Origin of the sequence: Streptomyces sp. OR43, assembly GCF_008042275.1 — a bacterium.
Taxonomy (GTDB): domain Bacteria; phylum Actinomycetota; class Actinomycetes; order Streptomycetales; family Streptomycetaceae; genus Streptomyces.
On sequence record NZ_RDBK01000025.1, the window covers coordinates 1 to 22,576 of the forward strand.

The window sequence follows — 22,576 nt, forward strand, 5'->3', positions numbered from 1 at the left end:
GGCGGGGGATGCGGGGGAGGGCTCGGGGAACTCCGCGTCCGTGCCGGCCGGGGCCGCCACGGCCACGTCCAGCCGTCGCAGTCCGGCCAGCGCGGGCGGCAGCGCGTCGGAGGACGAGGCCAGCACCGTGGCCGGCGCGCTGTCCGCGACGATGTGCGCCAGCTCGCGTTCGCCCGTCCTCGGGTTCAGCGGCACGGCGGGCACCCCCGCCCGGAGTGCGGCCACCACGGCGACCACGGTCTGCGCGGTGGGCGTGGCCCAGACCGCGACCCGGTCCGCGCCGGCGATCCGGGCCGCGAGCGAATCAGCGGCGGCGGCCAACTGTGCGTAGGACAGGGAGACTTCGTCGAACCGGACGGCTTCGCGGGCGGCCGCGGGGGCGGACGCGTCCTGGAGTGCAGGCAGAAGTGGCATCACTCTGCGACCCTAAGGCGATTTCGATCCGGGCTCGGGCGTCCCGGCACAGTGACGCGATTCCGTCCCCGCCCCGGGCGACCCGCCTCATCCGATTCCGTGCCCGCCTCACGCGTCCCGCTGGATGGTCCGCATCCGCCCGTACGCGTACACACAGCCCGCCAGCGCCAGGTCGGACAGCAGCATGAAGCCGATCGAGTACGAGCCCTTCGCGCTGTAGATCGCCCCCATCACCAGCGGCGGCACGAAGCCGCCGAGGCCGCCCATCGCGCCGACGATGCCGGTGACGCTGCCCACCTTCGCCTGCGGTGTCACCTGCGAGACCAGGGCGAAGACGCTGCCGCTCGCGGTGCCCAGCCCGGCCGCCATGACGAGCAGCGCGATCGTGCCGCCGGGCGCCAGCTTCGGATCGAAGGCCTGGACGATGGCCATCAGGGCGGCGACACCGAGTGCGAAGGAGGTCACGACCGCCGGGTGCACGCGGTCCGAGAGCCAGCCGCCGATCGGCCGGAAGATGACCGTGACCAGGGCGAATCCGGCCGCCTTCGTACCGGCGTCGGTCGGCGAGAGCTCGTACCAGGTCTTCAGGTACGTCGGCAGGTAGACGCCGAACGCGACGATGCCGCCGAAGCCGATCGCGTACAGCGCGGACAGCTCCCAGGTGACCCGCAGCCTGCCCGCCGCACCGAGCCGGTGGGCCAGCGTGTCGGTGGGCACCTGGCGGCCCGGACGGTCGTTGACCAGGACCGCCGCGAGGGCCGCGTACACCACGAGTGCGCCCGCGACCACGAGGAACGGCAGGTTGTCGCCGTGCTTGGCGATCCGCGGCGTGAAGTAGCCGGACAGGGCGACGCCGCCCATGCCCATACCGAACACACCGAGCGCGAGGCCGCGGTCGGAGGGCGGGAACCACGAGTTGACCAGGGGGATGCCGATCGCGAACGTCGTTCCGCCGAGCCCCAGCAGGAAGCCCACGGCCAGCATCGCGCCGTACGAGTCCTTCGCCGGGATCAGCAGCAGCACCGGCACGATGGTGAGCGCCGAGATCAGCGGGAACATCAGCCGCGCGCCGAACTTGTCGGTGAGCGCGCCCACCGGGATACGGCCCAGCGAGCCGACGAGCACCGGCACGGCCACCAGCAGGGACTGCTGGAACGAGCTCAGGCCGAGCCGGTCCTTGTAGTCCGCGGACATGGGCGCGATCAGGTTCCAGGCCCAGAAGGTGAGCGCGAAGCCGATCGTGGCCATCACGAGGTTGCGGTAGGCGGCGCCGGAGGGCTTCTCGGCGGCCGGGGCCGGTGACTGCTTCGCTGCGGTGTCCACACAGCCAGTCAAGGGCGCGGGCGGACCACGAGCCCGTCGGGTTACTCCGAACGGGACCCCTCCCCGGCCCGGCCCCCATGGGGTGACCGCCGTCTCCGCAGTCGCGATCGCCCCGAAGCTGGGACAATCGCCGCATGGACCGTCTGGACAGAGAAATCCTCGGCATCCTCCAGGAGGATGCGCGGATCTCGTACCGGGATCTGGGCACACGGGTCGGGCTCAGCGCCAACGCGGCCGCCGACCGGGTGCGCCGGCTGCGCAGGGACGGCGTCATCCGCGGCTTCACCGTGATCATCGACCCCGCCGCCGACACCCGGACCGGGCTCGTCGTCTTCATCGACGTGTCCCTGCGCTCGGACACCACCAACGAGGTGTTCGAGCGGGCGGTGCTGACCCTGCCCGGCATCACCGAAGTCGTGCATGTGACGGGCGCGCACGACTACCTCGTACGGGCCACGGCCGCCGACACCGCGGCGCTGGACGGCCTGCTGCGCAGGCTCAAACGCGAGGCGGGCGTCGCCCACTCCAGCACCAGGATCGCGCTCAGAGCGGCTCCTGCCAGATGAGGGTCGGCGCGCGCGAGCCGTCCGGTTCGCGCCCGTCGTCGGCGACCGCCAGCCGGACCCCGGGCCTGCCGTCGGGCAGTACGGCCGTCGCGTCCACCTCCACCTCGATCGCCGAGACCCCGGTCCGCCGGTGCGCGGCCGCCAGCGCACCGCGCAGCGCGGCGAGCAGCCGCCCGTCCACCGGATCCCGCACCAGCGCGTCCACCGCGCCGGTGAAGTGCACCGACGGCTGGAATCCGAGGACCGCGGCCGCGCCACTGGTCTCCCGCAGCACCCGGCCGCGGAAGGTGGTGGGCGCCTCGGCGGGCGGCTGCTGGAGGGCGAAGATGGCGGTCCGCACCTCCTGGATCGTGGAGTCCAGCTCGTCGACGGCCCGGCCGAGCAGTTCGTCCGTGTCATCGGCACCGGCCCGGCGGCGGGTCGACTCCAGCATCATCTCGGTGGCGAACAGCCGCTGGACGACGAGATCGTGCAGATCACGGGCGATCCGGTCACGGTCCTCGTACACCGCGAGCTGTTCGCGGTCGTGCTGGGAATCCGCGAGGACCAGGGCGAGCGCGGCCTGCGAGGCGAACTGGGAGGCCAGCAGCCGGTCCACGTCGGTGTAGGGGCGGGCGCCGCGCCGCCGGGGCAGGGCGAGGGTGCCGATGAGCCGCCCGCCGCTCTGCAGGGGCAGCATCATGCTCGGGCCGAAGCGGCCGCGCACGGGGGTGGTCATGCGCGGATCGGTCGCCGAGTCGTCGACGAAGACGGCCTCGCCGCCCAGCAGCTGGACGAGGACGGGCGAGCCGGGGGCGATCGCCGTGCCCACCAGACCGGCCGGGTCCTCCAGGGTGGACGCGACGACGATCTCCATCCCGCCCTCCTCATTGGGCTGGAGGATCACCCCGGCCGACGCGTCGCTGAGCATCCTGGCCCGTTCGGCCACGGTCATCAGGGCGTCGGAGGCGTTCTCGCCGGTCAGCAGCGTGTGGGTGACCGCGGCCGCGCCCTCGATCCAGCGCTCGCGCTGCCGCGCGCTCTCGTACAGCCGGGCGTTGCCGATCGCGATGCCGGCCTGCGCGGCGAGGACGCGGAGCAGCGTCATATCGGTGTCGGTGAAGTGCCCGGTCTCCTTCTCCGCGAGGTAGATGTTCCCGAACACCGTGTGGTGGACGCGGATCGGGGCCCCGAGGAACGAGTGCATCACGGGGTGGCCGGGCGGCACACCGCAGGAGCGCGGATCGTCGGCCAGGTCGTCGGAGCGCAGCGGCTCCGCCTGTTCGATGAGCGCGCCGAGCAGGCCGGTGTGCCCGTCGGGGAGGTCGCCGATGGCCGCCCGCTCGCTCTCGCTCAGCCCGGTGACGAACAGTTCGCTGATCGTGCCGGTCCCGGCGTCCAGGACCCCGAGCGCACCGTAGCGGGCCTCGGTGAGCGCGGTCGCGGTGTCGATGATCTGCTGCAGGGTGGCCCGCAGTTCGAGGTCGGTGCCGACGCGCAGCACCGCCTCCAGCAGCATCGGCAGCCGCGGTGACCGGGGGACTCCGCTGCTGGGCTCCCGTCCGCTCGGCTCGTCGGTCATCCGCCGGGCCCGCGGGACTCAGCCGGCGAGCGGGTCGAGGACCATGGGGCTGATCTTCCCGTCCAGCATGGCGCCGAGCCCGAGGACCGAGCAGACGTCGGGCCGTTCGGCGATGTGCACCGGCATGCCCGTGGCGTCACGGAGCATCTGGTCGAGGCCGGGCAGCAGCGCGCTGCCGCCGACCATCATGATCCCGCAGTCGGCGAGGTCGGCGACGAGGTCGGGCGGGCAGTCCCGCAGGATCTTGCCGAGCCCGTCGAGGACCGCGGTCAGCGGGGTGTGGATCGCCTGCCGGACGGCTGCGGTGTCGACCTGGACGGATCGGGCAAGGCCGGTCGCCACGTCCCGGCCGTGGATCTCGGTCACGGAGGGCCCGTGCGGGGTCAGCCCGGCTCCGCTGAGGGCCAGTTGGAGCGGGCGTACGGACTGGCTGGGCAGTACCAGCTCGTGGTACTGGCGCAGATGCTGGATCACCGCGTGGTCGATGGCGTCGCCGCCGATCGGGATGCGTACGGCGGTCACGATCGAGCCGAGCGAGAGGACCGCGATCTGGGTGGTCGCGGCCCCGCACACCATGATCATGGTGGCGGTCGGCTGTTCGACCGGCAGCCCGCAGCCGACGGCCGCCGCGATCAGGGTGTCGACGAGCTCGACGCGGCGCGCACCGAGTCCGACGAGGGTCTCGACAGCGGCGCGCTGGGCGAGCGGATCGCTCTCGTGCGGGATGCAGGCGGCGGCGCGCAGGCGCGGCTTGCGGCGCAGCTGGCGGCGGAGCTTCTCGCCGAGCAGATGGCGCAGCATGCGCTGGGCCATCTCAATGTCGACGACGGTTCCGCCGGAGACGGGACGGACCACCCGGATGTAGTCGGGGGTGCGGCCCGTCATCTGTTCGGCGAGCGCGCCGACGGCGATGAGCGAGCCCGTACGGGTGTTGACGGCGGCGACGCTCGGCTCGTCGACGACGAGCCCGAGCCCCTTGATGTACACCCGGGTCCGCGCGGCCCCGAGGTCGACGGCGACATGGCAACGGCGCAACTGCTCAAGGCTGACGGTCACGGCAGGTTCTCCCGAGAGCGCTGATGGCGGAGACCGACGGGCAGCCGGTCCTCTTCGAATCGTGCGCCGTTCGGGGGCGTGGCGCCCGCTGGGATACGCCGTAGGGGGTACGGAGCTGACGGCTCGTCGGCGCGGCTCTCAGGCGCCCGGCACGCCGGGGAGCAGCCGCTGGAAAAGGCCCCAGGTGAACTCGGCGACGTACGGGGTGCCGGTGGCCGCGTCGGTGATCGCGAGCGCCCACCGGGTCGGCGCGCTGCCCTCCATCGGACGGGCCGGCGCGAAGGCCCGGGCCACCTCGTTCACGGTGCACGACCAGGGACGCAGTTCGCCGGCCCGCCCGAGCACGGGGGAGGCCGCGTCAGGGGCCCGGACCAGCCACTCGTTCCACACCGCGCCGCCCGGCGCCACCATCACCTCGAACCGCAGGTCGGGCCAGAGCGGGACCGGCCAGAACAGGGCGTCGCACTCCAGATCGCCGACCGTGCGGCGCTGGGAGGACTCGGGCTCCCCGAGCACGGACCGGTAGCGGCGCAGCGCCCCCCGTCCACGCGGCGCCCGCGACATGGCCTGCCAGCGGCGGTTGGCCTCACGCATCTCGGCGAGGGTGGCGCTCAGCTCGTGCCGGGCGTCCTCGACGAGACCGGGCTGGTGGTCGGCCATCCGGCGCAGCAGGACGAGCTGGAACTCACGGGGGCCGAAGGGGGCGGCAGTGGTCATGGAACCAACGGTTCCACACAGGATCCTCACCTGAGCGGCTTTCTCCGTTGTCCGGTGGGCATCTAACCTGCGGGCGCCATGGATTACTGCCAGCCCTGTCAGCGGCATCTGAACGGCGCCCTGGCCTGTGCCGGATGCGGAACCCCCGCCGAGGCGCTGGGCCCCTACGCCGTGCCCCCGCCCCTCGGCCACGAGCCGGAAGCGCGGGACGAGCAGGCCGCGTCGCCCCTGTCCGCGGGGCACCGCCGCCGGGAGCGCGATGCTGCCCGGACGCGGGGCGGTGCGCACGGCGGACGCGGTCCCGGCCGTCGGCGTACGGCACCCGACGAGCGGCCGCGCCGGGGCCGCCGTGGCCGCAGCCGCAAGGGCCGTGCGGTGTTGCTGGCGCTGTTCGGGGTGGTCCTCGCGGCCGGTGCGCTGAGCCTGGCCGAGCTCGCGACCGAACCGGACGGTGGCGACGGCGCTTCGGACTACGTACGCGAAGCGACGTCCGCCACCACCGCTCCCGCACCGGAGCCGACGGTGAGCGAAACGGCCGAGCCGCCCGGACCGGTGAGGAGACCCCCGGGCAGCCCTTCGGCCGTCCCGGCCACGGTGACGCGCTCCCCGGGCGCCACCCGGTCCGCCCGGGCCACGGACGAGGCGCGTCCGGGTGGAGCCACCTCCGCGCCGGCGGCCCCGGCTCCGGCCTCCTCCGTACCGCCGTCGCCGGCCGCGTCGCCCACCACCGGCGGCCCGTCGGAGCCGGGCGGTACGGGCGACGCCCCGACACCGTCCGTGACCCCGCAGCGGCCCACGCCCACGCCGACACCCACACCGTCGCCGGCCCCTTCGGACGACGACTGCTGGTTCCCCTGGTTCTGCTGAGGGGCCGGCGGCTTCAGGGCGGGCGGCGGGTCAGGACAGGACGGCCGGGTCCGCCGGATCCATCCCCAGCATCCGGCGCAGCAGGTCCCGCAGCACCGCGCGGTCCGTGTCGGAGAGCCCGGCCAGGGGCTCGCGGGCGAAGTCGAGGGACGCGCGGAGCTCGCGGGCCGTGCGAGCCCCCTTCTCCGTGGGGGCGGCCAGCTTCACCCGGCGGTCGGCCGGGTCGGGCCGCCGCTCCACCAGTCCGCGCGCCTCCAGCCGGTCGACTATGCCGGTCACATTGGACGGCTCGCACTTCAGCTTCTGGGCGATCCGGCGCATCGGCAGCGGATCCAGGGAGAGCAGGCCGAGGACCCGGGCCTGGGCCCCGGTGAGGCTGTGGGCGGCCGCGGCCTGCTCGTACTCCTCGTAGTAGCGCGCCACGACCGCGCCGATCAGCTCGACGACTTCGAGGGTCAGGGGGTCCGTACGAGTGGTGGCCATGGGGTCCAGGATAGCCGGTTACTTGACAAGGTGAAATATCCAGGCGCATGGTTGTTTCACGTGATGAAGCTTTCCGTCCGCCCCGAACCGGCTCGCACGAACCGCCCGGCACGAACCGCTCGCACGAAGCGGCTCGCACGAACCGGCTCGCACGAACCCGGGCGAACGGCTTCCGCACCACCCTTCCCGCACCCTCTAGGCATCGAGGAGATCCGAGCCCATGTCTGCAGCCCTTCCCACGTCCAGCCGTGAATGGCACCTCGTAGCCCGTCCGCACGGCTGGCCGAAGGCCGAGGACTTCGCGCTGCGTGAGGCTCCGGTCAGCGCTCCCGCCGAGGGCCGGGTCCTCGTCCGCAACCTTCACTTCTCGGTCGACCCGTACATGCGCGGCCGCATGAACGACGTGAAGTCGTACACCCCGCCGTTCAAGCTGGACCACCCCATGGAGGGTGGCGCGGTCGGCGAGGTCGTCGCGTCCAACGCCGAGGGCTTCGCGGTCGGCGACCACGTGCTGCACAACCTCGGCTGGCGCGAGTACGCCGACGTGCCCGCGAAGCACGCGGTGAAGGTCGACGCCTCCCTCGCCCCGCTCTCCGCCTACCTCGGCGTGCTGGGCATGACCGGACTCACCGCCTACGCGGGCCTGTTCGACGTGGCCTCCTTCAAGGAGGGCGACGCGGTCTTCGTGTCCGGCGCCGCCGGTGCGGTCGGCAGCCAGGTCGGCCAGATGGCCAAGCTCAAGGGCGCCTCGCGCGTCATCGGCTCCGCCGGCTCCGACGAGAAGGTCAAGCTGCTCGTCGAGGAGTACGGCTTCGACGCCGCGTTCAACTACAAGAACGGCCCGGTGGCGCAGCAGCTGCGCGAGGCCGCCCCCGACGGCATCGACGTCTACTTCGACAACGTCGGCGGCGAGCACCTCGAAGCCGCGATCTCCTCGTTCAACGTGCACGGCCGCGCGACCATCTGCGGCATGATCGCCCAGTACAACGCGACGGAGCCGACCCCCGCCCCGCGCAACCTCGCCCTCGTCATCGGCAAGCGGCTGCGCCTGCAGGGCATGCTCGTCAACGATCACACCGATCTCCAGGGGCAGTTCGTCCAGGAAGTGGCCGGCTGGCTGGCCTCGGGTGAGCTGAAGTACCGCGAGACGGCCGTCGAGGGCATCGAGAACGGCTTCGACGCGTTCCTCGGTCTGCTCCGCGGCGAGAACACCGGAAAGATGATCGTCTCCCTCGGCTGAACCGCCGCTCCGGGCACCCGTTAGGCTCGTCCCAGGCCGTCGCGATCGTGGGCGCGAGTCGCGGCGCATCAGCAGGAGGAATCCTCAAGCATGACCATTCAGGACATAGCCGTCGCTTACACCGCCGTCGCCACCGCCGAGAACGGCCGTGACGGCCGGGTCGCCTCGGACGACGGCAAGCTCGACGTAGTCGTCAACCCGCCGAAGGAGATGGGCGGCAGCGGCGCGGGCACCAACCCGGAGCAGCTCTTCGCAGCCGGTTACAGTGCCTGCTTCCAGGGCGCGCTGGGTGTGGTGGCGCGCCAGGAGAAGGCCGACATCTCCGGATCCACGGTCACCGCCGCGGTCTCGATCGGCAAGACCGAGGCCGGTGGCTTCGGTCTGGAGGTCGCGATCACCGCGACCATCCCGAACGTCGACACGGAGACCGCGCAGGCGCTCATCGAGAAGGCCCACCAGGTCTGCCCGTACTCGAACGCCACGCGCGGCAACATCAAGGTGGCGCTCTCGGTCGTCTGACCGTCCGCACCACCCGTACGCAGCCGAGGGCCGCACCCCATGAGGGGTGCGGCCCTCGGCCGTTCGTCACCCCGCCCCGATACCTGCCGTTCCGTATCCCGGACATCGCTCGGAATTCTTGCGCGATCCATTGACGCGCAAGCGCTTCGATTTTACGGTCCGTTCGAAGTTACGGGCATCATTCGATATACCGAACAGTGAAGGCGGGCATGGGACGACCTGGCCTGAATCGCAGGCAACTGATCACGGGGCCTGACGGCGCCGCCGTCGCCGCCGGCTTCGGCTTCACCGCGCCGGGCAGCCGCGCATCCGACCTCGGCACAGCCGGCTCCGGCTTCCTGCTCCACCTCGCCGAAGAGAGCTTCACCACCGGCCTGGCCGGCCCATGAGCCATGACCGGAGCCCCGCGCCAGGACCCGTACGGAGACCCGTACCGGCATCCGTACCGACACCACCCCGAAGGAAGTCATGACCCGCACCGCCCGCTTCACCCTCGACCCCGCCTTCACCGTCGGCGAGGTCGACCCCCGCCTCTTCGGCTCGTTCGTGGAACACCTCGGCCGCTGCGTCTACGACGGCATCCACGAACCCGGCCACCCCTCGGCCGACGAGGCCGGGCTGCGTACCGATGTCCTGGAACTGATCCGCGAGCTCGGCGTCACCGCCATCCGCTACCCCGGCGGCAACTTCGTCTCCGGCTACCGCTGGGAGGACGGCGTCGGCCCCGCCGACGAGCGGCCGCGCCGCCTGGACCTCGCCTGGCGCTCCACCGAGACGAACCGCTTCGGGCTCTCCGAGTTCATCGCCTTCTGCCGGAAGATCGGCCCGCGGGCCGAGCCCATGATGGCCGTCAACCTCGGCACCCGGGGCGTCCAGGAGGCCATCGAACTCCAGGAGTACGCCAACCACCCGGCCGGCACCGAGCTCTCCGAGCGCCGCATCGCCCACGGCGACAAGGACCCCTTCGGCATCAAGCTGTGGTGCCTGGGCAACGAGATGGACGGCCCGTGGCAGACCGGCCACAAGACCGCCGAGGAGTACGGCCGGATCGCCGCCGAGACCGCCCGCGCGATGCGGCAGATCGACCCCTCCGTCGAACTCGTCGCCTGCGGGTCCTCGGGCCGGTCCATGCCCACGTTCGCCGCCTGGGAGGCGACCGTCCTCGCCGAGGCCTACGACCTCGTCGACTACGTCTCGCTGCACGCCTACTACGAGGAACTCGACGGCGACCGCGACTCGTTCCTGGCCTCCGCCGTCGACATGGAGTCCTTCATCGAGGACGTCGTCGCCACCTGCGACCACGTCGGAGCGCGGCTGAAGTCCACGAAGAAGATCAACCTCTCCTTCGACGAGTGGAACGTCTGGTACATGGCCCGCAGTCAGCAGGAGGCCGAGGCGAACCCCCTCGACTGGCCCGAGGCACCCCGCCTGCTGGAGGACAACTACTCCGTCACCGACGCCGTCGTCTTCGGCACCCTGCTCATCGCCCTGCTGCGCCACGCCGACCGGGTCACCGTGGCCTGCCTGGCCCAGCTGGTCAACGTGATCGCCCCGATCATGACCGAACCCGGCGGACCCGCCTGGCGGCAGACCACCTTCTTCCCGTTCGCCCAGGCCGCGCGGCACGGGCGGGGCCAGGTCCTGGACGTACGGGTCGACTCGCCCACGTACGGGACGGCCAGGTACGGCGAGACCGACCTGCTGCACGCCACCGCCGTCCGCGACCCCGAGACCGGCGCGGTCACCGTCTTCGCGGTCAACCGCGGCCAGGACACGGCCCTCCCGCTCGAAGTCGCCCTGCACGGCTTCGAGCTGACGGGGATCGCCGAGCACCAGGTCCTCGCCGACGCGGACCCGGACGCCCGCAACACCCTCGCCGAACCGGGCCGGGTCGCCCCGCGTCCCGCGCAGGGCACGGTGCTCGACGGGGGAGTGCTGCGGGCCACGCTGGAGCCGATGTCCTGGAACATGATCCGCCTGGTCTGACCGGCCTGGTCCGATCCGCGTGGTCCGCCTGGTCCGATCCGCGCACAGCGACCGCACCCGGTCCCGTTACGCTGACGCACATGCGTGATCTCGGGGCGGGCCTCGGCCATCTGATCAAAGGACAGCGCTGGGTCGTCCGGCACGGCAGATGGTTCGGCCTCGGGCTGCTGCCCGGCCTGATCACCCTCGTCCTGTACGCGGGCGCCCTCGTCGGCCTCGGCTTCGGGGCCGACGACCTGGCGCGCTGGGCGACCCCGTTCGCCGACGACTGGTCCTCGCCCTGGCTCGGCCTGCTCCGCAACACGCTGACCGTGCTGGTCTTCGCCTTCGGCCTCTTCCTCGCCGTCATCACGTTCACGGCCGTGACCCTCCTCGTCGGGCAGCCCTTCTACGAGTCGCTCTCCGAGGAGGTGGACCGCGCCGAGGGAGGCAAGGCCCCCGAGTCCGGACTGCCGCTGTGGCGGGAGCTGTGGATCTCCGCCCGCGACAGCGTGCGCATCCTGGTGCGCGTGGCGCTGTACGCCGTCCTGCTCTTCGCCCTCGGCTTCGTCCCGGTCGCGGGCCAGACCGTCGTCCCGCTCCTCGGGTTCTGCGTCACGGGGTACTTCCTCGCCGAGGAGCTCACGGCCGTCGCCCTCCAGCGCCGCGGCATGGTGCTGAAGGACCGGCTCGTCCTGCTGCGCGGCCGCCGCCTGCTGATCCTGGGCTTCGGCGTCCCGCTCGGGCTCGCGTTCCTGGTCCCGTTCGTCGCCGTGTTCCTGATGCCGGGGGCCGTCGCGGGGGCGACGCTGCTGGCGCGCGAACTGGTGGGCGAGGAGAGCGTGGGGGAGGAGCGGGTGGCGGCGGTACCGCCGCCACCACGCCCCTGAGCGGTCAGCTCGCGTGGACCTCCAGCGCGGTGCGCACGGCGGACTCCAACGCGCCCTCGATCCAGGCGGGCTTGACGGAGGTGTGGCAGCCCGCGAAGTGCAACGGCCCCTCGACGGACCGGACATCGGCGAGCAGCTCGGTGTGCTGGCCGGGCAGCAGCACGGACGCCTCCCCGTAGGCGTACGGGTCGCGCATCCACGACTGGGTGGCGCCGGCCCCCGTGTAGAAGACCTCGACGCGCTGCCCGTACACGTCCTGGACCCCGCCCAGGGCGTGCGGGTAGCGCTCGTCGTCGTCCAGGGAGTCCCACTTCAGGGCGTCGTCGGCCCAGCTGTACGAGGCGAGCAGGACCCCGCCCTTGCTGCCCTCGACCGGGTGGGAGGGCTGGTACATGAAGCGGTTGGCGTTGTCGGTGACCGATCCGCCGCCGATCACATGGGCCGCCTCGGGCTGGTTACGGGCGGTCGCGCGGTACGCCGCGTAGTGCACGCGCTGGTTGGGCGGAATGTGCCCGGACGGTACGGAGGGGTGCGCGCCCAGCAGCGATCCGTCGGCCGGCGCCTTGCCGAGCCGGTACGCGTCGTACAGACCGGGCCGGACCTTCTCCAGCTCCGCCTTCCAGTCCTTCTCCTCGAACTCCCACCAGCGGCGGCTGAACTCGAGCAGCACCTTGGTCGCGGTGTCGTAGTGGACCTCGGTGATCGCCCGCCGCTTGCCGTACGAGAGCGGCGGCGTGACCGGGACGTGCCGCAGGCCGGAGAACGGCACGGTGACGATCGCCCGGTCTCCGGTGAAGGTCTCCCGTACGACCTTGCCGTCACGGCCCTCCGACACCGTCTCGACCCGGACGCCGTTCTCCCCGTAACTGATCCTGGCGGCCCGGCGGTCCAGCCGCACCAGGTCCTTCACCCGCGCGTACATGGCGTCGGCCAGCGTCGCCGTGCCGTCGGGCAGCTCGTAGAACGCGGTGTCCGGGCTGATCAGGGAAGCCCCGATGAAGCTGTGCACAAAGGCGAGAGGAAGCCGCGAGGTGAGGTTCTCGACCGTACCGATGAGGTCGATGGTGCGCTCGTCCAGCTTGGCGGCCTCGGTCAGGAAGCGGAACATCGACCAGTGGCCGTACCGCTCGATGACCCGGGCCCAGCCCTGGACGAGCTCCGAGCCCTCCTTGCCCTCGAACTCCTTGCGTACGGGGGCGAAGGCCTCCCGCACGATGGCCGACGCGGTCTTGTCCTCGAACGCGGCGGGAACCCCGAAGGACCGGTTGACCGCCTGCGGCTTCTTCGCGTAGTCCGCCTTGCGGACCCGGATGCCGTTGACGTGGATCCAGGTGTGGTTGACGGGCTTTCCCGCGGCGTCGACGTCGACCAGGTGGAAGCGGCGGCGCTTCAGCTCGAAGCCGTCCATGAGTCCGGTGACGAGCGGGTGGCTGTCGGGGATCCGCATCGCCCCGGCCTCGGCGTACTGCTTCGGGTCGGCGAACGGCGACTTGGCGTTCTCGTGGCCGCCGTTGCGGAAGGTCTTGATCCGGCCGCCGACGCGGTTGCCGTTGGCCTCGATGACGGTGACGGTGTGACCGGCTTCGCGGAGCAGATGGGCGGCGGTGAGCCCGGCCGGGCCCGCGCCGATGACCAGCACCTTCTTCGGGGCCTTGCGGCTGCGCGGCAGCCCCTTGGAGAGCAGGACCTCGCGGTAGTGCGGTACCAGCGACTTGTCCTGCTCGTCGTAGACGAGGATGGCGCGGGCGACGGTCAGGCAGGCGTCCCAGTCGGAGCCGGGCGCCGCGGCCGGGGCCGTGAGGGAGCCGGGTGAGGCGGCGTCGGCCGTGGTCACGGCGCCGGCGGTGAGAGCGGCGGCACCCGCGGCGGCACCCGCGATCATGGTGCGCCTGGAGGGCAGGCCGGAGGTCGGTTCGGCAGGCTTGGAAGTCATGCGGTCACCCTGAGGGGCGCGTGACGGGGCGCATTACGCGGACGCGCGTAGATCATCCGGAATCACCCGCAGGGGGAGCTTAGCGATCTTGTAATATCGGCGTTCCCGCAGGTCAGCCAAGCTCTGCCGACGCCCGCCTCAGCGCACCGAGAAGCCGTACACGGTCGTCGACACGAACTCCTCGCCCGGCCGCAGGACCGTGCTCGGGAACTCCGGCCGGTTCGGCGAGTCCGGGAAGTGCTGGGTCTCCAGGGCGATTCCGGCACACGGCACGAACGGCCGTCCCTCGAAGTGGTCCGCCGTGTACAGCTGCAGGCCCGGCTCCGTCGTCGTCACGGTCAGGACCCGTCCCGACGCCTCGTCGTACAGCTCGGCGACCGGGCCCGTCACGTCCTCGTCCAGCACGAAGTTGTGGTCGTACTCCTTGGAGACCGGCCGCGGCTCCCGGAAGTCGAACCGCGTCCCGTCCACCGGCAGGAACTCGCCCGTCGGCAGGGACTCCGCGTCGGCCGGGGTGATCCGCCCGGCCGCGATCCGCAGCCGCTGGCCGAGCGCGCTGCCGGATTCGGCGCCCGCCAGGTTCCAGTACGTGTGGTTGGTCAGGTTGAGCACGGTCGGCGCGTCCGTCGTCGCCCGGTAGGCGATCCGCAGCGCCCCGTCCTCGTCCAGGGTGTACGCCACCGAGACCTCCAGCCGCCCCGGGAAGCCCTCCTCGCCGTCCGCCGCGACCAGCGACAGCTCCACCCCGCCGTCGATCCCACGGGCGTCCCACACGCGCTTGTCGAAGCCGGTGGCCCCGCCGTGCACATGGTTGCGGCCCTCGTTGCGCGTGACATGATGCGTCCGCCCGTCGAGGACGAACGCCGCCCCGCCGATCCGGTTCGCGTACCGTCCGACCAGGGCGCCGAAGTACGGCCCGGTGTACTGCTGGTACGAGGCCGGATCCGGCAGCCCGAGCGCCACGCCGGCCCGCGTACCGTCCCGGTCCGGCACCTCGACCGACTGCACGACGGCGCCGTACGTCAGCACCCGGACCCGCGTGCCACCGCGCTCCAGCGTCCAGCGGTCCACGGCGGTGCCGTCCCCGAGGGTGCCGAAGTGTTCCGTACGCATCACCGTGTTCGAATCCATGATCGGAAACTCTAGCCTGACCGTCCTACGCCGGAGGCCGGGCCGCCGTGACGTTGCGGTAGGCGATCTCGGCGAGCCGGGCCTGCCCGTTGATCCCCGGATGGAACCAGTCCCACTGGCTGAGCTGCTTGCCGGTGAACCGGTAGTCGAACACCGCCCCGCCGTCGTAACGGCAGCGCCGGTCCTTCGCGCACACCTCGCGCAGTACCCCGTTGTACGCGACGACGCGGTCCTGCACCGCCGTGCGCCGGGCCACCGCGGAGGCCCCCATGTTGTCCGCGTCCCCCAGCATCGACTTGCAGATGCCCAGCTTCCAGATCTGCTTGCCCAACTGGTTGACCCGGCCCGTCGACCAGAGCCGCTTGAGGTCCGGCACGCTCGACACATACACCTGGGTCTTGGGTGCCGCGCTGCGCAGCTGACGCAGCGACGCCTCGAACGACGCCCGGAAGTCCGCCACCGGAGTCATGGCCCGCACGGTGTCCCGGCAGGCGTCGTTCGCGCCGATCATCACCGTCACCAGATCGGGGTCCTCCTGCGCGGCCAGCGCCATCTGCTCCGGCAACTGGGCGATCCTGGCACCGGTCTCGGCGTGGTTCCAGCTGCGGTCGGCGGCGCCCGAGGCGCCGAGGAGGCGTACCGCCAGGCTGCGCACCGAGCTGTCCGTCCCGGTCGCCCAGGAGGCCTCGGGGCAGTCGGCCAGCACCGAACAGGCGTCGAAGCCGCGAGTGATGGAGTCCCCGACCGCGGCGACCGACTCCGGACTGCGGTCCCAGAGCGGTGCGGCGGCCGGCTTCCGGCCCGCGTCCGCCTTCGCGCCCTTCGTCGTCCCGTCGGGCCCGGAGTCACAGCCCGTCACGACGGCCGTGCCGAGGAACGTCACGGCGGCCAGTGCGGCCAGTGCGGTGCGCGAACGGTGCCGTACGGAGCGATCCGGCATTGCCCTCGTCCCCTCCTGTTCCTGTCCCATGCCTCCGGCACACCCGTGCGGCACCGGTCGGCGGGCCCGCGCGCTCCGCAGGGTGAATGCTGAGCGAATCATGGGCCCGGGACCGACGGTACGTCACACCTCGGACGCCGCCGCACGGTAGCTTTTCCCCGTCGAACCAGTGGTTCCTTCGGCCGCCTCGCTCCACTCGGGTGGCTCTCGAACATCACATCACGTCACATACCCTCCCTTCTCCGGACATTAACTCCCGATACTGTTTACTGATGACAGCTTCGGGAAGTCGGCCGAGAAGAGGCAGTACGGGCGCGAGGCCGCTGGGGAAGGCGAACCTCGTCCCACACTGGAGGTCCCGGTGACGACACGTGGAGTCCTGTACGTCCACTCAGCCCCGCGCGCGCTCTGCCCCCATGTCGAATGGGCGGTGGGGGGCGTACTCGGCGTGCGGGTCCAGCTCGACTGGATCAGACAGCCGGCCGCGCCCGGCACCTGGCGGTCCGAATTCTCCTGGCAGGCCAGTCCGGGCACGGCGTCGAAACTGGCCTCCGCGCTGCGCGGCTGGGATCTGCTGCGCTTCGAGGTGACGGCGGAACCCTCGCCGACCGCGGAGGGCGAGCGCTACAGCTCCACGCCCGAGCTCGGCATCTTCCACGCCGTCACCGGTATGCACGGCGACATCCTGGTCCCCGAGGACCGGCTGCGCGCCGCGCTGGCACGGTCGTTGCGCGGCGAGAGCAACCTGGAGGGCGAGATCGCCAAGCTCCTGGGCAAGCCGTGGGACGACGAGCTGGAATCCTTCCGCCACGCGGGCGAGGGCGCGCCGGTGCGGTGGCTGCACCAGGTGGTGTGACGGTTCCGGGGCTCCGCCCCGGAACCCGCTCCTCAATCGCCGGAGGGGCTTGAAGCAAGCGTGAAGCCCGCCTCCCCACACGCAGGGAAGCGGGCTTCAGGTGCGCAACGTCACACGCTGCGGAACGCCAGCACCACGTTGTGGCCGCCGAAGCCGAACGAGTTGTTGATCGCCGCGATCGGGCCCTCGGGCAGCGCCCGCGGAGCGTCCCGCACGATGTCCGCCTCGACCGCCTCGTCGAGGTGCTCGACGTTGATGGTCGGCGGAGCCATCCGGTGGTGCAGGGCCAGCACGGTCGCCACGGTCTCGATACCGCCCGCGCCACCGAGCAGGTGCCCCGTCATCGACTTCGTCGCCGAGATCGCGACGTGGTCCAGGTCATCGCCCAGGACCTTGCGCAGTGCCTTCAGCTCCGCGATGTCACCCTGCGGCGTGGACGTGGCGTGCGCGTTGAGGTGCACGACCTCGGACGGCTTGAGGTCCGTCTGGTCCAGCAGGTTCTGCATCGCCGTGGCGATGCCGCGCCCGGTCGGTTCGGGCTGGGCGATGTGGTGGGCGTCCGCGGACAGCCCCTGGCCGAGAACCTCGCAGTAGACCCGGGCGCCGCGCGCGGCGGCGTGCTCCGCGGACTCCAGGACGACGACACCGGCGCCCTCGCCGAGGACGAAGCCGTCACGGCCCGTGTCGTACGGACGCGAGGCCTTCTCGGGCTCGTCGTTGCTCTTGGACATCGCCATCATGTTGGCGAACGCGGCGATCGGCAGCGGGTGGATCGCCGCCTCGGTGCCACCGGCGAGGACCACGTCGGCACGGCCGGTACGGATCATCTCGACGGCGTACCCGATGGCCTCGGCGCCCGACGCGCAGGCGGAGACCGGGGTGTGGACGCCCGCCTGGGCGTTCACCTCGATACCCACGTTGGCGGCCGGGCCGTTGGGCATGAGCATGGGCACGGTGTGCGGGGAGACGCGGCGTACGCCCTTCTCCTTCAGCACGTCGTACTGGTCGAGCAGGGTGATCACGCCACCGATGCCGGAGGCGATGACCGACCCCAGCCGCTCGGGGCGGATCTTCTCGTCCTCACCGGCCGGGCCGGTGAAGCCCGCGTCCGCCCACGCCTCACGGGACGCGATCAGCGCGAACTGCGCCGAGCGGTCCAGCTTGCGGGCGAGCGGGCGGGGCAGGACGTCGCCCGGGTCCACGGCCGCGAGGGCCGCGATCCGGACAGGCAGTTCGGCGAAACGTTCGCCCTCAAGAGGCTTGACGCCGGAACGGCCGGCCATCAGACCTTCCCAGGTCGATGCGGAATCGCCACCCAGCGGAGTGGTTGCGCCGATACCGGTGACGACCACGGTGCGATTGGTCGAGCTCACTGGAAAATCTTCTCCACGTGTAGAGGGTCGTGAATCAGCGGCGCCACCGCCGGGTGGCGACACAGCTCGGCTGGGATCAGCCCTGGTGCTTGAGGATGTACTCGGCGGCGTCGCCGACCGTCTTGAGGTTCTTGACGTCCTCGTCGGGGATCTTGACGTCGAAGCGCTCCTCGGCGGCGACGACGACCTCGACCATGGACAGCGAGTCGACGTCCAGGTCGTCGGTGAAGGACTTGTCCAGCTCGACGTCCTCGACCGGGATACCGGCGATCTCGTTGACGATCTCGGCGAGACCCTTGACGATCTCTTCCTGCGTGGCGGCCATGTCGGCGCTCCTTCGGTGTATATCTGCTGGGTTCGGGCGACCGGGCGAAAAGACCCGGTGTGCCTAGGGGAGGGTAACGACCGTCGCGGCGTAGACGAGACCCGCCCCGAAGCCGATGACGAGCGCGGTGTCGCCGCTCTTCGCCTGACCGGTCGCCAGGAGCCGCTCCATCGCGAGCGGGATCGAGGCGGCGGAGGTGTTGCCGGTGGTCTCCACGTCACGGGCGACCGTGACGTGCTCCGGCAGCTTCAGTGTCTTCACCATCGAGTCGATGATCCGCATGTTGGCCTGGTGCGGAATGAAGACGTCCAGGTCTTCCGGGGAGATCCCGGCCGCGTCCAGCGCCTGCTGGGCGACCTTCGCCATCTCGAAGACGGCCCAGCGGAAGACCGCCTGGCCCTCCTGCGTGATGGCGGGGAACTTCTCCGGACGCTCGGCGTGGAAGGTGTCCCACGCCACGGTCTGCTTGATCGTCTCGGACTTGTCGCCCTCGGAGCCCCAGACCGTCGGGCCTATGGCCGGCACCTTGGAAGGACCGACGACGACGGCGCCGGCGCCGTCACCGAACAGGAACGCCGTCGCGCGGTCGCTCAGGTCGGTGAGGTCGCTCAACCGCTCCACGCCGATGACGAGCACGTACGCGGCCGAGCCCTCGACGATCATGCCCTTGGCGAGCGTCAGGCCGTAGCCGAAGCCCGCGCAGCCGGCCGAGATGTCGAAGGCGGCGGGCCTGCCCGCACCGACCTTGTGGGCGATCTCGGTCGCGATGGCCGGGGTCTGCTTGAAGTGCGAGACGGTGGAGACGATGACCGCGCCGATCTGCTCCGGCGTGATCCCGGCGTCGGCGATGGCCTTGCCGGACGCCTCGACGGACATCGCGGCCACGGTCTCCTGCTCGGAGGCCCAGTGGCGGGTGGCGATGCCGGACCGGGAGCGGATCCACTCGTCGGACGAGTCGATCGTCTCGAGGATCACCTCGTTGGGCACGACACGGGTCGGGCGGTAGCCGCCCACACCCATGATCCGTGCGTACGGGGCGCCCTGGCTGGGCTTGATCTTCGACATGCTCTCGGGCTCCTTAGGCGCCCGCGTGCTCAGCGATGAGCGCGCGGGCCGCGTCGAGGTCGTCGGGGGTCTTGAGCGCGAGGGTCTGCACGCCGGGCAGCGCGCGCTTGGCCAGACCGGTCAGCGTGCCGCCGGGGCAGGCCTCGACGATCGCGGTGACGCCCAGCGCCTTGAACGTCTCCATGCACAGGTCCCAGCGGACCGGGTTGGCGACCTGGCCGACCAGCCGGGAGATTACCTCCGCGCCGGTGGCGACGGTCTGCCCGTCCGCGTTCGAGACATAGGTCACGGCCGGGTCGGAGACCTCCAGGGCCGTGGCGGCCTCACGGAGACGCTCGACCGCGGGAGCCATGTGGTGCGTGTGGAACGCGCCGGCGACCTTGAGCGGGACGACCCGGCGCACACCCTCGGGCTTGTCCTCGGTGAGCGCGGCGATCTGCGCGGCGGTGCCGGCGGCGACGATCTGACCGGCCCCGTTGACGTTCGCGGGCGTCAGCCCGAGCTTCTCCAGATGCGCGACGGTGACGTCCGGGTCGCCGCCGAGCAGCGCGGCCATGCCGGTCTCGGTGACCGCCGCGGCCTCGGCCATGCCGAGCCCACGGGTGCGGACGAAACGCAGCGCCGCCTCGTCGCCGATGACCCCGGCGAGAGCGGCTGCGGTAATTTCGCCCACGCTGTGACCTGCGACGACAGCCGGTGAAGCGTTCAGCGCGGCAGCGGACAGCAGACCTGCGGCGACCAGCAGCGGCTGAGCCACCGCGGTGTCGCGGATCTCGTCCGCGTCGGCCTTGGTGCCGTAGTGGGCAAGGTCGAGCCCGATGGCGTCGGACCAGGCCGCGATGCGGTCGGTGGCACCGGGGAGGTCGAGCCAGGGAGTCAGGAAGCCGGGCGTCTGAGCGCCTTGGCCGGGAGCGACGAGTACGAGCACCCTCACACTCTCTCTTGTGAACGGTACGGAACGCCCGTGGGGACAGGGACGAAGAACCGTAGGGGGAATTGTTGATTACCGACAAAAGTCTAGGACTGGAGATCCCTGTCGGCCAGACGCCCCAGAATCAGGGCGATCCGCAGAGTGAACGCGGAACGGACATCGGACGGGGACCAGCCGGTGACGTCTGTCACACGTCGGAGCCGGTAGCGCACGGTGTTGGGGTGAACGAAGAGCATCCTGGCCGCGCCTTCGAGGCTGCTCGCCTGCTCCAGATACACACTCAGCGTCTCCAAGAGGGCAGAACCTGCTTCTTCCAGCGGTCTGTAGATCTCCTCCACCAACTGATCCCGTGCCGCCGGGTCGCCCGCCATCGCGCGTTCCGGCAGCAGATCGTCCGCGAGGACCGGCCGCGGGGCGTCCTGCCAGGCGCCGCACGCCTTGAGCCCGGCGGCCGCCGCCTGCGCGGACCGGGTCGCGGCCAGCAGGTCGGGCACCACGGGGCCGGCGACGACCGGTCCCGCCGCGTACGGGCCGATCAGCGCCTTCGCGACCTGGAGCGGGTTGTCGCTGCCGCCGGCGATCACGACCAGGCGGTTGCCCAGCACCCCGGTCAGGACCTGGAGCTTGGCGTGCCGGGCGGCCCGCCGGATCGCCTCCACCGTCAGCTCGCTGTCCCCGTCCGGTGCCGTACCGAGCAGCACGCACACATGCTCGGGGGAGTTCCAGCCGAGCGCGGCGGCCCGGGACACCGCGCCCTCGTCGGCCTCGCCGGACAGCACCGCGTTGACCACGAGCGATTCCAGCCGGGCGTCCCACGCGCCACGGGCCTCGGCGGCCTGCGCGTACACCTGGGCGGTCGCGAAGGCGATCTCCCGCGCGTAGACCAGCAGGGCCTCGCGCAGCACCGACTCGTCGCCGGGCGCGGCGACTTCGTCGATCGCGGCCTCCATGACCTCGATGGTCGTCCGGACCATCTCGACGGTCTGCCGCAGCGTGATCGCCCGGGTCAGCTCACGCGGAGCCGTACCGAACACATCGGTCGAGATGGCCTGCGGGGTCTCCGGATGCCGGAACCACTCGGTGAACGCGGCGATACCGGCCTGGGCCACCAGGCCGATCCAGGACCGGTTCTCCGGTGGCATCGCCCGGTACCACGGCAGCGACTCGTCCATGCGGGCGATCGCGTTCGCGGCCAGCCGGCCGGAGGACTGCTCCAGCCGTTTCAGGGTCGCGGCATGGAGATGGGCGGCGTTGGCGGCGGGCTGCTCAGGATCGGGTCGGGGCACGGGGACAAGACTGCCCTATCCGGACGCGTGCCCGAAGGGGCGGGGCGGGTGGCGGGTCGTACCGCCGGGTAGCCGACCCTGGTCCTGCCCGGCCGGGCTACCGTGGGGCGGGTGATTTCCGTACGTCGCTCGGGCGACCGCTTCAGGGGTGGGGACGGAGCGGCCGGCATCGAGTCCCGGCACTCCTTCTCCTTCGGCACGTTCTACGACCCCGACCACCTCCGCTTCGGCCCGATCCTGGCCTGCAACGAGGAGCGCCTCGCGCCAGGCGCCGGTTTCGAGGAGCACCCGCACAGCCACACGGAGATCGTCACGTGGGTCGTGGAGGGCGAGCTGACCCACCGCGACTCGGCCGGTCACGCCACCGTCGTACGGCCCGGCGACGTCCAGCACCTCAGCGCGGCCTCCGGCGTCCGCCACGTCGAACGCAACGACGGCGAAAGCCCGTTGACGTTCCTCCAGATGTGGCTCGCCCCCCTGGAACCGGGCGGCGACCCCTCGTACACGACCGTCCCCGGCATCGCCGACTCCACCCCGTACGCCCTGCCGGAAGCCGGCGCGATGCTCCATGTACGCCGGCTGGCGGGGGACGAACGCACGGCGGTGCCGGACGCCCCACGGGTGTACGTGCACGTGGTGCGCGGCGGGGTCGCGCTCGGCGACGAGGAACTGGCGGCGGGCGACGCGGCGCGGATCAGCGGGGAGACGGGTCTTGAGCTGGTCGCGGGCGGGGCTCCGGCCGAGCTGCTGATGTGGGAACTGCCGGACTGAGGCGCGCCGCCCTCGCCGGCGTCACCAGTCGAATCTCTCCATGTCCCCGGCTGTTGCTTCGCGGTAGCCGACGATCACGTCACCGTCGAACTGCACGAGGTAGTACTCCTCGGGGTCGAACCCGCACCGCGTGCACCATTCCGGATAGCCGGGCACCTCGAAACGACCGGTCCGAGGTGACCCCTTGGCCCTGTCCGACCACGCGATCGTGTCGCCGACGCGGAACCTGTGCAGGTACACGTCCCCGAAGTGGAACTGGATGACCAGATCCCCCTGCGCACCGCACTGAGGGCACGGGGCCGGTGCCGTCACGAACAGCCGGTCGTACACACCCATGGCGGCGTACCTCTCATTCGAAACCCTC

24 protein-coding genes are annotated in these 22,576 nt (G+C 71.5%); 9 read left to right on the forward strand and 15 right to left on the reverse strand.

What is annotated here, in order from left to right; genetic code table 11:
• Positions 1–414 (reverse strand): AMP-binding protein (locus EAO72_RS12735; protein WP_148017412.1); only part of this gene is annotated, 414 nt, incomplete at its 3' end.
• A gap of 108 nt (positions 415–522) precedes the next feature.
• Positions 523–1,737 (reverse strand): MFS transporter, encoded by a 1,215-nt coding sequence (locus tag EAO72_RS12740; protein ID WP_148017413.1) that lies wholly within the window; start codon positions 1,735–1,737, stop codon positions 523–525.
• A gap of 134 nt (positions 1,738–1,871) precedes the next feature.
• Between EAO72_RS12740 and EAO72_RS12745 the strand changes: the two genes are divergently transcribed.
• Positions 1,872–2,303 (forward strand): Lrp/AsnC family transcriptional regulator, encoded by a 432-nt coding sequence (locus EAO72_RS12745; protein WP_148017414.1) that lies wholly within the window; start codon positions 1,872–1,874, stop codon positions 2,301–2,303.
• Here the strand turns inward: EAO72_RS12745 and EAO72_RS12750 are convergent.
• The 3 genes from EAO72_RS12750 to EAO72_RS12760 form a co-directional block, all read right to left on the reverse strand.
• Positions 2,281–3,864 (reverse strand): GAF domain-containing protein, encoded by a 1,584-nt coding sequence (locus EAO72_RS12750; protein ID WP_148017415.1) that lies wholly within the window; start codon positions 3,862–3,864, stop codon positions 2,281–2,283. The genes EAO72_RS12745 and EAO72_RS12750 overlap by 23 nt on opposite strands.
• Positions 3,865–3,882: 18 nt before the next feature.
• The gene (locus EAO72_RS12755; RefSeq protein ID WP_148017416.1) at positions 3,883–4,920 is read right to left on the reverse strand and encodes a rod shape-determining protein; all 1,038 of its coding nucleotides are present in this window, start codon (positions 4,918–4,920) and stop codon (positions 3,883–3,885) included.
• 138 nt (positions 4,921–5,058) lie between these two features.
• Positions 5,059–5,637 (reverse strand): hypothetical protein, encoded by a 579-nt coding sequence (locus EAO72_RS12760; RefSeq protein ID WP_148017417.1) that lies wholly within the window; start codon positions 5,635–5,637, stop codon positions 5,059–5,061.
• A 78-nt stretch (positions 5,638–5,715) separates the two neighbouring features.
• Between EAO72_RS12760 and EAO72_RS12765 the strand changes: the two genes are divergently transcribed.
• Entirely contained in the window at positions 5,716–6,504 is a 789-nt protein-coding gene (locus EAO72_RS12765; protein ID WP_148017418.1) for an SCO2400 family protein, read from the forward strand.
• Between the two features lie 30 nt (positions 6,505–6,534).
• Here the strand turns inward: EAO72_RS12765 and EAO72_RS12770 are convergent, their stop codons facing one another.
• Positions 6,535–6,987 (reverse strand): MarR family winged helix-turn-helix transcriptional regulator, encoded by a 453-nt coding sequence (locus EAO72_RS12770; protein ID WP_148017419.1) that lies wholly within the window; start codon positions 6,985–6,987, stop codon positions 6,535–6,537.
• A gap of 220 nt (positions 6,988–7,207) precedes the next feature.
• Here EAO72_RS12770 and EAO72_RS12775 point away from each other — a divergent pair, with 220 nt between their 5' ends.
• The 5 genes from EAO72_RS12775 to EAO72_RS12795 all read left to right on the forward strand — a co-directional run bounded on the left by EAO72_RS12775 (position 7,208) and on the right by EAO72_RS12795 (position 11,601).
• Complete coding sequence (locus EAO72_RS12775) at positions 7,208–8,227, forward strand: NADP-dependent oxidoreductase (RefSeq protein WP_148017420.1); 1,020 nt, start codon at positions 7,208–7,210, stop codon at positions 8,225–8,227.
• Positions 8,228–8,317: 90 nt separating this feature from the next.
• Positions 8,318–8,746 carry an organic hydroperoxide resistance protein gene (locus tag EAO72_RS12780; protein WP_148017421.1) on the forward strand — a complete coding sequence of 143 codons (429 nt, stop codon included), beginning with the start codon at positions 8,318–8,320 and terminating at the stop codon, positions 8,744–8,746.
• A 209-nt stretch (positions 8,747–8,955) separates the two neighbouring features.
• The gene (locus tag EAO72_RS12785; protein WP_148017422.1) at positions 8,956–9,135 is read left to right on the forward strand and encodes a hypothetical protein; all 180 of its coding nucleotides are present in this window, start codon (positions 8,956–8,958) and stop codon (positions 9,133–9,135) included.
• Positions 9,136–9,214: 79 nt separating this feature from the next.
• The gene (gene arfA / locus EAO72_RS12790) at positions 9,215–10,732 is read left to right on the forward strand and encodes an arabinosylfuranosidase ArfA (RefSeq protein ID WP_148017423.1); all 1,518 of its coding nucleotides are present in this window, start codon (positions 9,215–9,217) and stop codon (positions 10,730–10,732) included.
• A gap of 80 nt (positions 10,733–10,812) precedes the next feature.
• Positions 10,813–11,601 carry an EI24 domain-containing protein gene (locus tag EAO72_RS12795; protein ID WP_148017424.1) on the forward strand — a complete coding sequence of 263 codons (789 nt, stop codon included), beginning with the start codon at positions 10,813–10,815 and terminating at the stop codon, positions 11,599–11,601.
• Between the two features lie 4 nt (positions 11,602–11,605).
• Here the strand turns inward: EAO72_RS12795 and EAO72_RS12800 are convergent, their stop codons facing one another.
• The 3 genes from EAO72_RS12800 to EAO72_RS12810 all read right to left on the reverse strand — a co-directional run bounded on the left by EAO72_RS12800 (position 11,606) and on the right by EAO72_RS12810 (position 15,605).
• Entirely contained in the window at positions 11,606–13,534 is a 1,929-nt protein-coding gene (locus EAO72_RS12800) for a flavin monoamine oxidase family protein (protein WP_148017425.1), read from the reverse strand.
• A 138-nt stretch (positions 13,535–13,672) separates the two neighbouring features.
• On the reverse strand, positions 13,673–14,665 hold the full coding sequence (locus EAO72_RS12805) for an aldose epimerase family protein (RefSeq protein ID WP_148017426.1): 993 nt from the start codon (positions 14,663–14,665) through the stop codon (positions 13,673–13,675).
• 25 nt (positions 14,666–14,690) lie between these two features.
• Positions 14,691–15,605, reverse strand: a complete 915-nt coding sequence (locus EAO72_RS12810; RefSeq protein ID WP_148017427.1) for an SGNH/GDSL hydrolase family protein — start codon at positions 15,603–15,605, stop codon at positions 14,691–14,693.
• Between the two features lie 361 nt (positions 15,606–15,966).
• On the opposite strand from EAO72_RS12810, the gene EAO72_RS12815 reads away from it, so the two are divergent.
• Complete coding sequence (locus tag EAO72_RS12815) at positions 15,967–16,461, forward strand: DUF3145 domain-containing protein (protein WP_148017428.1); 495 nt, start codon at positions 15,967–15,969, stop codon at positions 16,459–16,461.
• 110 nt (positions 16,462–16,571) lie between these two features.
• On the opposite strand, the gene fabF is transcribed toward EAO72_RS12815, so the two are convergent.
• The 5 genes from fabF to EAO72_RS12840 all read right to left on the reverse strand — a co-directional run bounded on the left by fabF (position 16,572) and on the right by EAO72_RS12840 (position 21,441).
• A complete protein-coding gene (fabF, locus tag EAO72_RS12820) occupies positions 16,572–17,834 on the reverse strand; it encodes a beta-ketoacyl-ACP synthase II (RefSeq protein ID WP_148017429.1) in 1,263 nt (420 codons plus the stop codon).
• A gap of 76 nt (positions 17,835–17,910) precedes the next feature.
• Positions 17,911–18,159, reverse strand: coding sequence for an acyl carrier protein (locus EAO72_RS12825; protein ID WP_148017430.1), 249 nt, complete (start codon positions 18,157–18,159; stop codon positions 17,911–17,913).
• Between the two features lie 63 nt (positions 18,160–18,222).
• On the reverse strand, positions 18,223–19,224 hold the full coding sequence (locus EAO72_RS12830) for a ketoacyl-ACP synthase III (RefSeq protein ID WP_148017431.1): 1,002 nt from the start codon (positions 19,222–19,224) through the stop codon (positions 18,223–18,225).
• Between the two features lie 13 nt (positions 19,225–19,237).
• A complete protein-coding gene (locus EAO72_RS12835) occupies positions 19,238–20,152 on the reverse strand; it encodes an ACP S-malonyltransferase (protein WP_148017797.1) in 915 nt (304 codons plus the stop codon).
• 89 nt (positions 20,153–20,241) lie between these two features.
• Complete coding sequence (locus EAO72_RS12840) at positions 20,242–21,441, reverse strand: PucR family transcriptional regulator (protein ID WP_148017432.1); 1,200 nt, start codon at positions 21,439–21,441, stop codon at positions 20,242–20,244.
• Between the two features lie 111 nt (positions 21,442–21,552).
• On the opposite strand from EAO72_RS12840, the gene EAO72_RS12845 reads away from it, so the two are divergent.
• Positions 21,553–22,212 carry a pirin family protein gene (locus EAO72_RS12845; RefSeq protein ID WP_148017433.1) on the forward strand — a complete coding sequence of 220 codons (660 nt, stop codon included), beginning with the start codon at positions 21,553–21,555 and terminating at the stop codon, positions 22,210–22,212.
• 21 nt (positions 22,213–22,233) lie between these two features.
• Here EAO72_RS12845 and EAO72_RS12850 read toward each other — a convergent pair whose 3' ends face one another.
• Positions 22,234–22,548, reverse strand: a complete 315-nt coding sequence (locus EAO72_RS12850) for a hypothetical protein (protein ID WP_148017434.1) — start codon at positions 22,546–22,548, stop codon at positions 22,234–22,236.
• Positions 22,549–22,576 lie beyond the last annotated feature (28 nt).

What these genes read in the sequence shown, in the direction of transcription:
- EAO72_RS12800 (WP_148017425.1), bottom strand. Translation starts at nt 13,534, where the DNA reads ATGACTTCCAAGCCTGCCGAACCGACCTCCGGCCTGCCCTCCAGGCGC.
- EAO72_RS12780 (WP_148017421.1), top strand. Translation starts at nt 8,318, where the DNA reads ATGACCATTCAGGACATAGCCGTCGCTTACACCGCCGTCGCCACCGCC.
- EAO72_RS12850 (WP_148017434.1), bottom strand. Translation starts at nt 22,548, where the DNA reads ATGGGTGTGTACGACCGGCTGTTCGTGACGGCACCGGCCCCGTGCCCT.
- EAO72_RS12805 (WP_148017426.1), bottom strand. Translation starts at nt 14,665, where the DNA reads ATGGATTCGAACACGGTGATGCGTACGGAACACTTCGGCACCCTCGGG.
- arfA (WP_148017423.1), top strand. Translation starts at nt 9,215, where the DNA reads ATGACCCGCACCGCCCGCTTCACCCTCGACCCCGCCTTCACCGTCGGC.
- EAO72_RS12810 (WP_148017427.1), bottom strand. Translation starts at nt 15,605, where the DNA reads ATGCCGGATCGCTCCGTACGGCACCGTTCGCGCACCGCACTGGCCGCA.
- EAO72_RS12785 (WP_148017422.1), top strand. Translation starts at nt 8,956, where the DNA reads ATGGGACGACCTGGCCTGAATCGCAGGCAACTGATCACGGGGCCTGAC.
- EAO72_RS12765 (WP_148017418.1), top strand. Translation starts at nt 5,716, where the DNA reads ATGGATTACTGCCAGCCCTGTCAGCGGCATCTGAACGGCGCCCTGGCC.
- EAO72_RS12825 (WP_148017430.1), bottom strand. Translation starts at nt 18,159, where the DNA reads ATGGCCGCCACGCAGGAAGAGATCGTCAAGGGTCTCGCCGAGATCGTC.
- EAO72_RS12770 (WP_148017419.1), bottom strand. Translation starts at nt 6,987, where the DNA reads ATGGCCACCACTCGTACGGACCCCCTGACCCTCGAAGTCGTCGAGCTG.
- EAO72_RS12795 (WP_148017424.1), top strand. Translation starts at nt 10,813, where the DNA reads ATGCGTGATCTCGGGGCGGGCCTCGGCCATCTGATCAAAGGACAGCGC.
- EAO72_RS12775 (WP_148017420.1), top strand. Translation starts at nt 7,208, where the DNA reads ATGTCTGCAGCCCTTCCCACGTCCAGCCGTGAATGGCACCTCGTAGCC.
- EAO72_RS12750 (WP_148017415.1), bottom strand. Translation starts at nt 3,864, where the DNA reads ATGACCGACGAGCCGAGCGGACGGGAGCCCAGCAGCGGAGTCCCCCGG.
- EAO72_RS12760 (WP_148017417.1), bottom strand. Translation starts at nt 5,637, where the DNA reads ATGACCACTGCCGCCCCCTTCGGCCCCCGTGAGTTCCAGCTCGTCCTG.
- EAO72_RS12745 (WP_148017414.1), top strand. Translation starts at nt 1,872, where the DNA reads ATGGACCGTCTGGACAGAGAAATCCTCGGCATCCTCCAGGAGGATGCG.
- EAO72_RS12830 (WP_148017431.1), bottom strand. Translation starts at nt 19,224, where the DNA reads ATGTCGAAGATCAAGCCCAGCCAGGGCGCCCCGTACGCACGGATCATG.